The 14,280-nt window shown below is 45.9% G+C and carries 8 protein-coding genes and 2 pseudogenes; 8 read left to right on the top strand and 2 right to left on the bottom strand.

The window, feature by feature from the left end; all coding sequences use genetic code 11:
* The first annotated feature begins 70 nt into the window (after positions 1-70).
* Both AOQ57_RS03975 and AOQ57_RS03970 read left to right on the top strand, forming a co-directional pair.
* Positions 71-1,405 (top strand): annotated as a pseudogene (locus AOQ57_RS03975) (RNA-guided endonuclease InsQ/TnpB family protein).
* 341 nt (positions 1,406-1,746) lie between these two features.
* Positions 1,747-2,919: a cysteine desulfurase family protein gene (locus tag AOQ57_RS03970; RefSeq protein ID WP_093625430.1), complete on the top strand. Its 1,173-nt coding sequence runs from the start codon at positions 1,747-1,749 to the stop codon at positions 2,917-2,919.
* Between the two features lie 91 nt (positions 2,920-3,010).
* Here the strand turns inward: AOQ57_RS03970 and AOQ57_RS03965 are convergent, their stop codons facing one another.
* Positions 3,011-3,613 (bottom strand): cadmium resistance transporter, encoded by a 603-nt coding sequence (locus tag AOQ57_RS03965; protein WP_093625428.1) that lies wholly within the window; start codon positions 3,611-3,613, stop codon positions 3,011-3,013.
* A 10-nt stretch (positions 3,614-3,623) separates the two neighbouring features.
* Positions 3,624-4,304, bottom strand: coding sequence for a DUF554 domain-containing protein (locus AOQ57_RS03960; protein ID WP_093625426.1), 681 nt, complete (start codon positions 4,302-4,304; stop codon positions 3,624-3,626).
* A 515-nt stretch (positions 4,305-4,819) separates the two neighbouring features.
* Here AOQ57_RS03960 and AOQ57_RS03955 point away from each other — a divergent pair.
* The 6 genes and pseudogenes from AOQ57_RS03955 to cas9 all read left to right on the top strand — a co-directional run bounded on the left by AOQ57_RS03955 (position 4,820) and on the right by cas9 (position 14,131).
* A complete protein-coding gene (locus tag AOQ57_RS03955; RefSeq protein ID WP_093625424.1) occupies positions 4,820-5,665 on the top strand; it encodes a MetQ/NlpA family ABC transporter substrate-binding protein in 846 nt (281 codons plus the stop codon).
* 12 nt (positions 5,666-5,677) lie between these two features.
* A pseudogene (gene msrA, locus AOQ57_RS03950) lies at positions 5,678-6,184 on the top strand (peptide-methionine (S)-S-oxide reductase MsrA); the annotation flags it as partial.
* A 124-nt stretch (positions 6,185-6,308) separates the two neighbouring features.
* The gene (gene psiE, locus AOQ57_RS03945; protein ID WP_235789001.1) at positions 6,309-6,740 is read left to right on the top strand and encodes a phosphate-starvation-inducible protein PsiE; all 432 of its coding nucleotides are present in this window, start codon (positions 6,309-6,311) and stop codon (positions 6,738-6,740) included.
* Between the two features lie 11 nt (positions 6,741-6,751).
* Positions 6,752-7,570, top strand: a complete 819-nt coding sequence (thiD, locus tag AOQ57_RS03940) for a bifunctional hydroxymethylpyrimidine kinase/phosphomethylpyrimidine kinase (RefSeq protein WP_174498186.1) — start codon at positions 6,752-6,754, stop codon at positions 7,568-7,570.
* A 251-nt stretch (positions 7,571-7,821) separates the two neighbouring features.
* Positions 7,822-9,783, top strand: a complete 1,962-nt coding sequence (locus tag AOQ57_RS03935; RefSeq protein WP_093625416.1) for a YfdI family membrane protein — start codon at positions 7,822-7,824, stop codon at positions 9,781-9,783.
* Positions 9,784-10,021: 238 nt separating this feature from the next.
* Positions 10,022-14,131, top strand: a complete 4,110-nt coding sequence (cas9, locus tag AOQ57_RS03930) for a type II CRISPR RNA-guided endonuclease Cas9 (RefSeq protein WP_167336629.1) — start codon at positions 10,022-10,024, stop codon at positions 14,129-14,131.
* Positions 14,132-14,280: the final 149 nt, after the last annotated feature.

Here is a 14,280-nt window from a genome sequence, read left to right as displayed (position 1 = left end):
CCTTTTGATAATAGTATCTTGACAGTCATTTTAGTAGTATAATGGTAATTAGTAAAGAAGGTGAACTGACATGGCTAAACAAACAAATTACCCTTACATAATGAGATTGAAATTGCGCTTATATCCGAACCGTAAGCAGGCAAAAATTCTTTAGCAGAACTTGAACGCTTCGCGTTTCATCTATAATCAACTTTTAGCCCACAGTCGCACTGATAGCTTAATCATCAAGAATAAGCTTGATCAACAGTTTCCGATTCCGGAACAGTATTGGCGTTACAACAAGAAGGGCCAAGTGATTAAAAAGAGTACTAAACGGCCGACAGGTTTAGATCGAATTACTACTAAACAATATCCATGGCTTGGCGATGAAGATCTTGATAGTGACATGTTCACCAACATGAAGGTTCATTACCAAAACGCATGGAACATGTTTCGCAAGGTTCATTCAGCGGGGATTCCTAAATTTAAGCGAAAAGACCGGCCGGTTCAGTCATACTCAACGTCTAGCCACTATTCGACCAAGACGGTTAAAAATAATGGCGGCGTTTTTTCGCTCTATAATGGCTCGATCAAGTTCCTTGATGGCAGTCATATCCAGCTCCCAAAAGTTGGCCGCATTAAGGTCAAGTTGCACCGGGCCTTGCCAACCAATCGGTTGGTAAGAATTGCCACCATAACAATTAAGCACTACGCTACGGGTGATTGGACGGTTTCGTTACTGCTGAAAAGCGATAAACCATTCCACCAAGCCTTGCCGAAAACCCATCAAACGGTTGGCATTGACCTAAATACCGATAACTTCCTAACCACTAGCGAGGCGGCGGTAACGGCTAATCCACGCTACTATTGCACTATTAAGAAACGACTAGCTAAGGCCCAACGAGTGTTATCACGCCGAGAACGCCGGGCTAAAAAGGAACATCGTTCCTTACGTAAGAGCCGGAATTACCAAAAGCAACGGGGCTTAGTTGCCAAAATTCACGCTCAAGTTCGTTGTCAACGGCAAAACTTCCTTCATGGCCGCGCAACTACACTTATCAAGAACCACGATTTGGTAGTTGCTGAAAACTTGAAGAGTAAGAACATGCTTCGTAATCATGCCCTCGCTATGAGTATCTCCGATGTTGGCTGGCGTACTTTCCTGAGTATGCTGGAGGACAAAGCCCCTTTATACGGTCGGCTTTTCGTTGAAGTTAATCCAGCCTATACCACCCAAACTTGTCATGATTGTGGCTTTGTAATGGGCAGTGCCGATACCAAACGGCTTACTTTGCGTGATCGGGAATGGACTTGTCCGGCTTGCCACGTTCACCACATTCGTGACCATAATGCCGCCCAAAACATTCTAACTAAGGGTCAACAATGGCTACAAAGCGGCAAGTACTTAGCCGCCATCTATGGCTAATTCTTTTTGGGGCGTTTGGCAACTTGCGTCCTTTGCCAAGCGTGAGCTTGGTATAAATGGCCTAGTTTTAGCTCGTAAGTCAGCTTTTCTGCCGAAACTAGTTTGCTAGTCGAGAAGAATCGCTGCAAGGCCTTATCTAGGCAAATTGCAGCTAGTAACCCATTCGATGATGAATCAGTGGGTGAAGCCTACAAGCCACCGAATCTCATTCGGGGGTAGTTGACAACTACTTGGCTTACCGATACCCAATCAAGGCCATTTCCCTTTTAAGCAACGAAATTAGTAGTATACTAAAACGGTTAAGAATTCGGCCAGCAAATACTATACGAGGAGCGATTTATTTGGATAAGCGAATTTACATTGATAACGCCGGCACGACCAAGACGGCTCCAGAGGTTATTGAAACAATGACCGAAGCAATGGAAACAACTTGGGGAAACGCCTCGACGACTAACTACTATGGTCGCCAGGCCAAACAGGTACTGGAAGACTCGCGCCATCTCCTAGCCCGGTCGATTAATGCCCAGTTCGACGATGAAATTGTCTTTACCAGTGGGGGAACTGAGAGTGATAACACGGTGGTCAAGCAGGTAGCCAAGGCGCGTCAAAATGTGGGACGTCACATCATCACCACGGCCTTTGAGCATGAGGCTATCTTGCGACCTTTGGAGGATCTTGAAAAAGAGGGGTTCGAAGTGACTTACCTCCCCGTTGACAAGCGTGGTCAAATTAGTCTGGGTGATTTAAGAGCGGCCTTGCGTAACGACACAATCTTGGTTACGGTCATGACCGTTAATAACGAGGTCGGTAGTCACTTGCCAATTCACGAAATTGGCCAGATTGTGGCGGATTCTAACGCCTGGTTCCATACTGATGCCGTCCAGGCATACGGGACCCTGCCGCTGGATGTTCAAGAAGACCAAATTGATCTCTTGTCGGTGTCGGGCCATAAACTCAATGGGCCCAAGATGATCGGATTTTTATACCGGCGTCGCGGAATTGTCTTCCCGGCCTTTGTGCGCGGAGGTGATCAGGAATTAAAGCGCCGAGCCGGAACCGAAAATGTGCCCGCCGTGGCGGGCTTTGCCCGGGCTGTTGAGTTGCACCAATCGGGAATGGAAGCGCACCAACGGGCCTACGTGGACTTGAAGCACCGTTTGGTTGATGGTCTGAAAAAAGCTGGAATTGACTTTGAAGTCAACGGGAGTTTGGATGAAGGGACAGCGCCCCAAGTATTATCGTTGTGGTTCAAGGGGGTGCCTAACGACGCCCTTTTGACTAACCTTGATTTGGCAGGGATTATTGGGGCAGCTGGTTCAGCCTGCACCTCGGGATCTTTGGACCCGTCCCATGTCTTGGTGGCCATGTACGGTTCCGATAGCCCACGGGTTTGGGAGACCCTGCGTTTTTCCTTTGGTATTTACAATACCAGGGAAGAGATCGACACCTTAATTAAGGTGTTAGCCAAGTACGTACCGCTATTAAAGGACAAGACTGACCGCGGTCAACGTTAGATTAAAGATCCAGGTTGTCGTTTATAAAATGAAGCCCCGACGTGGTTCAGTCACGCGGGGCTTTTTTTAGTTTGAGAGGGCCGGGAAATTGCTAATGACCAAGCATCCGCCACAGGTGAAGAATGGTGCCATTATCAATCAAAATAAAGGTTCCAAGCCACAGGTATAATATTCCGGTTAAGAGGGGGCCAAAGTGGTCGAGGCCGGCCTTGATTACGGGCAGGTGGGTAATTGTGTAGGCCAGTAGGCAGAAGATGGCTACCATGACGGCGAAGGTCACCAGGGTAAGGATTAATTCGCGGCGGTCCAGGATGGTGAAGTAGGGGATGTAGACGCCAAGGTTATCGGCCCCGCACGCTGTCACGGTGATCGTAGTTACCGTTAGGAAAAGGTGGTGACCGCTAACTCTTTGGGCGGCGGAGGGTTCGGTTTGGCCGTGAATTAAGAGGTGGCCGCCTAACATTAGGGGAACAAGCCCCAAGAAACCCAGTAACCACTGATCAGGAGCTTGGCGTAAGACCAAGGCTGCCACAAGGGCGATGATAACTAGAATGCTGGTGCCGGTATAATCGGCACAGATAATCGCCAGGCGCTGGCGCGGGTGCTTGAAGCGATGAAAAAGGACCAAGAGGACCATTAAATAGTCCATCCCGGTCGATACAAAGGTGATGATTCCGTTGAGAATAGTTGTCATTCAGCGTCACCTAAAAGATGGCCAAGCCAATGAAGAAAAGTAGCGGCACGGCCAGGGCCGGTAGCATATCAATGCTTTTGAACTCCCGGATTTTAAGTAGGGAGAAGGAAGCCGCCACGATTAAAAGGCCTCCGACAATCGATAGTTCGGTGATTAGGGCTGAAGAGAAGAAGGAGGCTGACAAGAATTTAGCTACTAGGTAGATGGCGGTGAACCAAATAAAGAGGACCGGCACCTCTAAGAGCATCCCAAGACCAAAGCCGGCTCCAAATACGATCGCACAAACCAGTGTTAGCATGGCGTTAGTATACAGGAAGGTTTGGTTTCCGTTGGTGGCAGCGTTGACTGGTCCCAGGATCGCTAGGGCCCCGATGCAGTCCAGGAAACTAGCGGTGGCGACAGCTTCACCCAGTTCAGTGTGAAAAGTACGATTGATCCATGCGTTAGCCCGGTCGTCAAGTTTAAGCCATGTTCCGATCGGCAGTCCAACGGCTAGTGAGATGATGAAGAGTAAGGGGTAGTGGCTCTTAGGCATGTTGGAGACGACAGTTTGTGCCCCCACCCCAAGGGCTGCTAGTCCCAGGGCGGTCCAAAAGGTTGCCACGTACTTGTCGGTCAAGATCTTTTTGAAGCCCCAGCCGATCACAGTCCCAACGATGATAGCGGCGACGTTGGCCCAAATTCCAATCATAATGTATTATTCCTCATTTCTAAAAGTGATCTAACCCGTTTATTATACATGGTTTTAGATGAGGGTGTAGCGCCCATACTAAGATCGTATCCGCTAAGGTTAGAAACCAATTTGAATTGTTAATCCTCTTGTTGGGGGTGTTGCTATTAGTTGGTTAAGATACGTAAAATTATACGTTGACATATTGGCATTAGGTTAGTATGATATGGTTAAAATTAAATTAGAAAAAAGTTAGAAAAGATGAGTAAACCAGAAGGGGATGCACAGCGAGTCAGCGGGTGGTGGAAGCTGATAATCCTAGCTGGCCGAAAATGGTCTTTGTTAAATCGCTGGGGCGAGTTACGATAAGCTCCCGCCGGGTCAACACCCGTTATCACCGTTACAGCTTGTTGGAGCTGGGAGAGGGTCCTTTTTGAAGGGCTAAAAGTGGGTGGTAACACGTTGATCAACGTCCCATAAGGCATTACGGTGCCTTATGGGACGTTTTCTTTTTTAACTTTGAAGGGAGGATTATCATGAAGAAACATCATTTGAAGTGGTTGTGGGTGATTTTAGTGGCCTTGGTTGTAATCGGGGGAATTGGCGGTCTAATCTACCAACGTTTTACCACTAGTAATAAGACAGTTAGGGTTGGCTTGGTTGGGACCGATGCACTGCCGGTTTGGCAAGACGTGGCCAAGCGGCTTAAAAAGGAGGGGATTACACTTAAATTTGTGACCTTTAATGACTATGTCCAACCAGACGTGGCCTTAAAAGATGGTAAGATTGACCTTCACTCCTGTTTAACCCGTTACTACTTTGAGTCCTATAACAAAAAGGAAGACGCTCACCTGGTTTCAATTGGGAATACGGTGATTTCACCGCTGGGGCTGTATTCCAAGAAATACAATGCACTAAAAGATTTGCCGGATGGTGCCACAATCGCGATTCCAAACGAGCCGACTACCTTGGGGCGGGGACTGAATCTGCTTCAATCAGCTGGCCTGATCAAAGTTAAAAAAGATAGTGGCATTAAGCCATCTTTGCAAGACATCACGTCCAATCCACGCAACTTCAAGTTCAAAGAAGTTGAACCAGCTATGGCGGCGCGGACCTTAGATTCTGTAGATGCTTCAATTATTAACGGGAACTATGCTGAGGCGGCGAACTTAAATCCAAAGAAGGATTCAATCTACCTCGAACCAGTCAACAAGTCCACCAAGCCCTACGTCAATATTATTGCCGCCCAGGAAAAGGATAGGGATAATCCGGTCTACGAGAAGATCGTGGCCACTTATCAAACCGAGGCCACCAAGGAAGTCATTGATAAGACTTACAAGGGTGCTCAAATTGCGGCATGGCCACAGTTCGGTAAGAATTAAGGAGGAGATAATATGACAAAGAAAACGGCAATTTTCGCTGGTGGGTGCTTTTGGTGCATGGTACAGCCATTTGATACCTACCCGGGGATTAAAAAGGTTGAGTCAGGCTACACCGGTGGCCACGTTGCTAACCCAACTTATGAGCAGGTTTGTTCTGGTACAACTGGTCATACCGAGGCAGTCCGGATTACCTTTGATCCCACCGTGGTTTCTTACAGGGACTTGGTTGAAATTTACTGGCAACAGACTGACCCGACGGACGCCTTTGGCCAATTTCAGGACCGCGGTGATAACTACCGCCCGGTAATCTTTGTCGAGGACGAAGAACAACGAGCAATCGCCCAGGCCTCAAAAGAATCCCTTCAAAAAAGCGGTTTGTTCAAGGACCCGATCGTCACTAAGATTGAGCCAGTCCAGCCATTCTACGTTGCTGAAGACTACCATCAGGACTTCTACAAGAAGGACCCAGAACGGATGAAACTAGAAAAGGAGGGTGGACGTAAGCAGTTCATGAATCGATTAATATCTAAGCATAGGGGCTTAGCACCGTCATTACAAAAGAAACGAACAAAAGTTAAATTTCACCAAATTTCGTTCCGTTAAGATGGTATAATGTGACTACTGGAAAGGAATGGTGATTGAGGTGTTAAGTCAAGAATGGTTTCGAAAAATTGCTCACCTACTTGAGCTGGTAGCATTAATAGCCGTAGGCCTCTTAGGGCTGGCGTTAATTGTCCAACTGGGGATGGAATTGTTGGTAATTATCAGGTTGGCGCTCGCCCCGGTTTCGGACCCGGCCTTCTATAGTTTTTTGAACGAAGTGACGTCCTTTTTCATCATCTTCGAGTTTATCGTGATGGTAATCGAAGCCCTGCGCAATCATGGGCACATCTCAATCACGATGCTAATGGGACTAGGGCTGACGGCCCTGCTACGGCATCTTTTAGCCGCTAGCAACTCTAACGGAATTGAAACGATCATTGAGGTGGGGGCAATTGTCCTACTAACGATCGGACTAGCAATTTACCGACGGTTTGTTCACGACCCAGAAGAGAGCTATGAGAAGAGGAATTGACGGGAGGTCTTTTGATGACGCAATCTGTTCAAGCATTAACCATTGCTGGCCATGATTCCGATGGAAGTGCCGGAATGCCGGCCGATCTGCATGCCTTCTTTATTGATGGGGTATACGGTCATGGGATTCTAACCGCTGCTGTGTCCGGGAATTCCTACGGGATTACTCAGCAACAAATCATGCCAGCTGCCTTCATCAAGGAACAGTTCCGGGTCTTGGGAGAAGACTTTAAAATCAAGGCTGCCAAGACCGGGATGTTAGCTAACGACGACGTAATCAACGTTGTTGCCGATTCCTACGATCCGGCCAAGTTTGGCCCGCTGGTGGTTGACCCGGTCATCATTACCAAACATGGGGTAATGCTTTTGGAACCGTCGGCTTATGAACTCTTTCGCGAGCGAATTATCCCACTGGCGACCGTCATTACCCCCAACTTTTACGAGGCCCAAAAACTGACCGGGCTAGACTTGAGGGATGATGAAGAAGTGTTAGAAGCAGCTCGCCAGCTCGATGCAATGGGTGCCAAAAATGTTGTCATTAAGGGTCAGCACGTTGAAGGGCAGACCACTCCAGTTCGGGACTTTGTTTCCTTGGCAAATGGGGAGACCTTCTGGCTAGAGGAGGACTACATCCCGACTAACCGGGTCAATGGGACGGGCGATACCTTTTCGGCCATTATTACCGCTGAACTGGCTAAGGGGCACTCCGTTGAGGCGGGGGTCCGCTTGGCTAAACGAGTGGTCCACCAAGCCATTCAAAACGAAATTGAGATCGGTCATCAATTTGGGCCGATCAACCATTGGGCCGGCCAAACAGCGGCTACTCAATAAGTAAAATACCGGCTTGTTCAGCTGAGACTGAGCGAGCCGGTTTTGTGTAATAGGTGTGTTCCGACACCTCGAGCAACTATTATTTTTCCATTAATACGGATGCGTTAAAGGGTCATAGCTTAAATTTTAAATGTAATGAGTGCTATAATTGTTGAAAATAGCCGCGCCCTGACCATCAAGGATGAAGGGCACTAAAAAGGAGCGGAGACAATGCAAATGTGGTTAGACTTCGAAAAAAGGAGCTGGACGATGTGAGGGCTGCACAAACTGCAAGCCGCTTTTTGACCGGACTGCTGGTTGTTTGCCTTGTAATTGGGCTGATTTCCAATTTCACCTCCTCTCAAAACTGGGTAGCCGCCCTGGGGGTCGCGATCCTAACCGCCATTGGCTGGTGGGGACTGCCTAAGCTAATCCCCGCCATTGAGCGGCTGTCAAAGGTCCAGTTATTCTGGCTGGCCGGGAGCGGGATGGCGGTAATGGTGGTCCTGCAAATAGCAGTCATAAAGTGGTTACCGGTGACGGTCTATCATGATCCGCTTCGGGTGTTAGACCAGGCGGCCCGCATGGCGGTCGGCCACACCAATTGGAAGATTACCTACTTCTGGCGTTACCCGCAAAACGTGCCGGTCGCCTACCTCTTATCGCGTTGGTTAAAATTAACAATGGAGCTGGGGATGAGCGTTAACCGCGGCGTTCATTTACTGTCAATGCTCTTGCTTGATGGGATGGTTTTACTTGGAATCGATACCGCCTGGCGGGTTAGCCGCAAAAAGCACCTAGTGGTTGGTATCCTGGCCTTTGCCCTTCTGTCGCCCTTCGCCTATACATATTACCTGCAGGTTTTTTACACTGATCTGCCAGTCATGTTCGTCCTCTTATACATGATGCGGACGCTAGTTCTATGGAGGCGGCGGAATTGGTGGCAGCGAAGCATCAGCGGCGTCCTTTTGGTAGTGGCGGCTATGCTCGGTCAGGTGACGAAGGCGAACATGATCGTGGTGTTACCGGCCCTTTTATTGGCTTCCTTGTTAATGTGGGGGCGCCGCCAATTCAAACAAAGTCACTTACTGGTGCCAATAGTTTTGATTGCGCTGGGAATTGGCCTGTCATTTCCGCTGTCGAGCGCCTTTGATAAGGCAGCCAATTTCACTCGCCAATCTAGGTACGAGTTCCCGATCACCGAGTGGGTAGCGATGGGATTAAACAAAAGCTCTCACGGGACCTTCAACACCAAGGACGTCAAAGCAAATGTTAAACTCAGGTCCAAGGCGGCCCGTAACCAGCGTAACATTAAAGTGATTAAAAAGCGTCTGATTAAACAAAACTGGGGCCTGGTTCGGCACTGGCTAATTAAGCTGATGGTTTTAACTAACAGCGCCAATATTTTACACTGGTACAACGGGGGGATGCAGGAGGCTCCCGGGGGGTACTTGCGTCACGCACCGGTCATCTCGGGGTTAGTGGCAATTAGCTACCAGGTAGCGACTTGTTTGGTGTTTGGTTTCATTATTAAGCGCCTCTTGGTGAATCAAATGGCCCTTGCGACGACGAACAATCAAGTCGCCCTGATTGTAATTCTAACTACCCTAGGCTACTTAGCCTTTCACGTCTTATTGTGGGAGGTGGAAGAACGCTATGGTCAGGTGCTGGTACCGCTGAGCTGGCTATTACTGATGCTGCTGCCAGCGGGTGACAGAAAGGAAATTAAAACCTGGCAGAAATGGGAAGTAGCTGGCGCCGGGGCCCTGGCGCTAGGGTTGGCCGCCACCACGGCTTTGGGGGTTAATTCTAGCGGTCAAACGGTAACTGTTACCGCGCAGCGCTCCCAGTTATCGACTCAGTATGGTGCCAAGCCGATTGATCTTAAGCCTGGCAACCAGATCACTCAGATTGTTAAGCTAAACGGGACGGCCAACAGGATTTCCGTTCAGGTCCATGCCAAGTCCAAGGTTGAGGTTACCCTGGTGAACCTAATTAGCGGCGAGCAGTACGTCCTACGCCAGCGGGACGATGAGTTTGACTATACTGGCCAGGTGGCTGCCGGAGCCTACCAGTTCCAAATCCTCAACACCGCTTCAACCGCTCAAAAGGTCGATATCGTCCACATTCCGCACTATCGGATGGCCCCATACCCAATGAACAATCAGGGTCGTGTTTATCAGAACACGTCGCTGATTTACTGGTTCCGTAATGAGCGGGAAGCAGATGAATAATAAAATGAAAATTCCGTCACGCTAAATGGAATGGCGTGACGGAATTTTTTTGAAAAAATTATGTTAACGACAAAATATGACGTAGCACAGTTCTATAATTAAGTTATTCAGAAAAGGCACTAGCGTTAGTAAAAGTCAGCTACTCGTGAATTCTCATTTTCTTTTACAAATCAGGTCTTAGTAAATATTTGTTTGCTATAATTTGTCTTGTTAATACAGTAACAAAGGAGTGAACCATATGAAGGAGTATCACGTTGGATTAGATATCGGAACAAGCTCGATTGGTTGGGCAGTGACTGATAGTCAGTTCAAACTTATGCGTATCAAGGGTAAGACGGCAATTGGGGTTCGGTTATTTGAAGAAGGAAAGACGGCTGCTGACCGGCGGGGCTTTCGGACAACCCGGCGTCGTTTGAAGCGACGGAAGTGGCGGTTGCACTATTTAAATGAAGTCTTTGCCCCGCACCTTCAGGAAGTCGATGAAAACTTCTTGCGGCGCCTTAAACAATCAAATATTCATCCAGATGATCCGGCTAAGAATCAGGCCTTCATTGGTAAGCTTTTATTCCCGGATCTTTTAAAGAAGGCTGAACGTGGTTACCCAACTCTGATTAAGATACGGGATGAAGCACCAGAGGAAGAACGTGCTCACTACCCGGTTACTAATATCTACAAGTTGCGCGAGGCAATGATTAACGAAGATCGCCAATTTGATCTACGAGAAGTTTACCTAGCTGTGCACCATATCGTAAAGTACCGGGGACACTTTCTAAATAACGCCAGTGTTGATAAGTTTAAGGTGGGTAAGATTGACTTTGCAAAGTCCTTTAACGTTTTAAACGAGGCTTATAAAGAGCTTCAAAATGGTGAGGGCTCATTTGCGATTGACCTAGATCAGATTGATGAAATTGGGAAGTTACTCTTGGATACTAGTAAGAAAAAGCTGGATCGCCAAAAGGAAGTTGCCAAACTCCTAGCGGTAAAGGTAGCTGATAAGGATGAAACCAAGAGCAATAAAAAGGTTGCTACGGCGATTAGCAAATTGATCTTAGGCTACAAGGCGAACTTCGCCACGGATGCACTGGTTGATGACAAGGCCAATGATTGGAAAATTGACTTGAGCTCTGAAACCAGTGACGATGATATTGAAAAGTTCAGTGGGGAGCTTAACGATGCGCAAAACGACATTTTAACGGAAATCACGAGCCTGTTTTCGCAGCTGATGCTGAATGAAATCGTCCCTAATGGGATGTCGATTTCTGAATCAATGATGGATCGTTACTGGACGCACCAACGTCAACTAGCAGAGGTAAAGAAATTCCTGGCGACACAGCCATCCGAAGTACGTAAATCCTTCAATTCTTTGTATAACCAATATATTGGCCAGGAGCCAAAGACAAAGGGTTATGATTTTGAAAAGGGTCTTAAAAAACTCCTCAAGGAAATGCCAAACTGGAAGGAGATTGAGGGGCAACTTAAGGCGGGAGAGTTCTTACCAAAACAACGAACGTCGGCTAATGGGGTGATCCCGCATCAAATGCACCAACAAGAACTGGATCGAATCATTGAAAAGCAGGCGAAGTACTACCCCTGGTTGGCAAAGAAAAATCCAGCTACAGACGACCGGGATCGGCACAAGGCCAAGTATGAATTGGATCAGCTGGTTTCCTTCCGAATTCCTTACTACGTTGGGCCGCTGGTAACGCTTAAGGATCAAGAAAGAACTTCCGGGGCTAAGTTTGCCTGGGCTAAACGGAGGGCTGCGGGTGAAATTACACCTTGGAACCTCTGGGGTAAGATTGACCGGGCTGAATCCGCGGAAGCCTTTATTAAGCGGATGACAGTTAAAGATACCTACTTGTTAAACGAAGATGTTCTTCCGGCAAACAGTCTGCTTTATCAAAAATATAATGTTTTAAACGAATTGAATAACGTTCGGGTAAATAATCATCGCTTATCAGTAGGGATGAAGCAAGACATCTTTAATGAGCTTTTCGAGAGCAAGAAAACGGTTAAAGCAAGTGACGTTGCCAGTTTAGTGATGGCAAAGACACGTGGGGTTAATAAACCAATGATCGAAGGGTTATCAGATCCGAAAAAGTTCAACTCTAGCTTAGCAACTTACCTGGACTTAAAAGCGATTATTGGTGATAAGGTTAATGACAACCGGTATCGAGACGACCTTGAAAGGATTATTGAATGGCGTTCTGTATTTGAAGATGGCGAAATCTTTGCCGATAAGTTAACGGAAGTGGCATGGTTAACTGACGCTCAACGCTCAGCTCTTGGTAAGAAACGTTATAAGGGTTGGGGACGATTATCCAAGAAGTTGTTAACCGGCTTGGTTGATGAAAATGGGCAGCGGATCATTGACTTGCTCTGGAATACCGACCAAAACTTCATGCAGATCGTTAATCAGCCCGTTTTCAAGGAACAAATCGATCAGCTTAATCAAAGTGCCATTGCTAAGGAAGGGACAACCCTAGGGGACCAAGTGGAAAGCATTTTGGATGATGCCTACACTTCACCGCAAAATAAGAAGGCAATTTGGCAAGTTGTTCGGGTAGTTAATGACATTACTAAAGCCGTTGGGAATGCACCAAAGTCAATTTCGATTGAGTTTGCTCGAAATGAGGGCAACAAGGGCGAACGAACACGTAGCCGACGTAATCAATTGCGTAGCCTGTTCCAAAATCAAGCCCGAGAGCTAGTAAAGGATACGAGCTTGCTTGAAGAATTGGAAAACACGCCGGATCTGTCTGACCGTTACTATTTTTACTTTACCCAAGGTGGTAAGGATGTATATACCGGTGAGCCAATCAACTTTGATGATATTCCAACAAAGCGGTATGAAATTGATCACATCCTCCCACAGTCATTCCTTAAAGATAATTCGCTAGATAATCGTGTGTTAGTCAGTCAGGCGGAAAATAGTAAGAAGTCTGATCGTGTACCGGCTAAGTTGTATGCAACAAAGATGCGTCCGTACTGGGAATACCTTTTAAAGCAGGGATTGATCACAAAGCAAAAATTTGAAAATCTTACTTTAGATATTGATCAAATTGTCAAATACCGCTCACTAGGTTTTGTGAAGCGCCAGTTGGTTGAAACACGCCAGGTAATTAAGCTGACGGCTGATATTTTAGGAAGTATGTATCGGGATGCCGGGACTGACATTATCGAAACGCGGGCAAGTTTAACAAAGCAATTACGAGAAGAATTTGATTTACCGAAGGTCCGGGAGGTTAATGACTATCACCACGCGGTAGATGCCTACTTAACAACCTTTGCAGGACAATTCTTGACTCGCCGTTATCCGAAACTACGCTCCTTCTTCGTTTACGGTGAGTATATGAAGTTTACTAAGGGAACGGATCTAAACTTACGTAACTTTGACTTTTTCCACGAATTAGTGAAAGATAAGCATGAAAAAAATAACGAAGATAAAAAAGTTTATGATGATAGGGGAATGTTAATAATATCAAGGTCCTCTTTAGCTAATTATCTAAATCAAATAATCAGAATGAAAATAATGAGGGTAACTAAAGAAATCAGAATAGAAAATGGCATGCTTTATAAGGCTACTATAAATTCAACTAAAAATTTAGGAAATGTAAATATACCTTTGAAAAAAGAGATGCCGGTTGATTTATACGGATCTTATTTATCTAAAGAAACTTCGTTTATGTCTTTAATTAGGATAAAAGGCCAAAGGACCGCTAGGATAGTTAGAGTCCCTGTTGATGCACTAAGTAAACTTTCTAAGTATGAAAAACATAGTAAGGAATATTTAGATGAGCTTTATAAGACAATTAAAAATAACAATAATATAATCAATGATTTTATAATCATATTACCACAGTTAGGCTTTAATCAACTGATTTTAGATAAGGTGGGAGGTGAACGAGTTAGCTATAGGTTAGGTGGGTATGATACTAAACATTTAGCAACAGAGTTAGTTCTAAAAAAAGAAACCTTAAAAAAGATCAACAATAACTTTAGCGAGATAAAAAAATCTGATAATCCTTCACAGGAATTTGATGAATTATTTGATGAAATAATTAAAACTTCTGCTAAGTATTTACCTCTCCTGCGAAAAAAGATTTTAAAAATAGAAAGTAATAGGCGAAAATTTTATGAGGCTGATGTAGTAAAAAAAGAGAGGGAATTAAATAATATTTTAGCTGCTATTCACGCAAATAATGGAACTAGACACGATTTGAAAACATTAAATGTTAGTGAGTTTGGTCGCATTAGATGTGCTATAACACTAACTAAAGATGCTGAGGTAGTGTTTGAATCACCAACAGGTCTATTTATCCGGCGCTTGAAAATAAGTAATATATAGAAAAAGGAGCCGGCTAAAACCGACTCCTTTTTTATGTATAGGCCATAAAAAGACCTTAGAAAATGTAACTTGTGGTAAAACCACTCGTTTGATCTTGACTATGAGTATCAAATCAGTAGTCTCGAATGTCGGGAGCTACCCGACAAATT

The sequence above is a fragment of the Limosilactobacillus gorillae genome (assembly GCF_001293735.1).
Classification (GTDB): domain Bacteria; phylum Bacillota; class Bacilli; order Lactobacillales; family Lactobacillaceae; genus Limosilactobacillus; species Limosilactobacillus gorillae.
This window is presented reverse-complemented; position numbering and strand designations above follow the sequence as displayed.

Coding starts and splice junctions, on each gene's coding strand:
- AOQ57_RS03960 (WP_093625426.1), bottom strand. CDS start 4,304: ATGATTGGAATTTGGGCCAACGTCGCCGCTATCATCGTTGGGACTGTG.
- cas9 (WP_167336629.1), top strand. CDS start 10,022: ATGAAGGAGTATCACGTTGGATTAGATATCGGAACAAGCTCGATTGGT.
- AOQ57_RS03955 (WP_093625424.1), top strand. CDS start 4,820: ATGAAGAAACATCATTTGAAGTGGTTGTGGGTGATTTTAGTGGCCTTG.
- AOQ57_RS03965 (WP_093625428.1), bottom strand. CDS start 3,613: ATGACAACTATTCTCAACGGAATCATCACCTTTGTATCGACCGGGATG.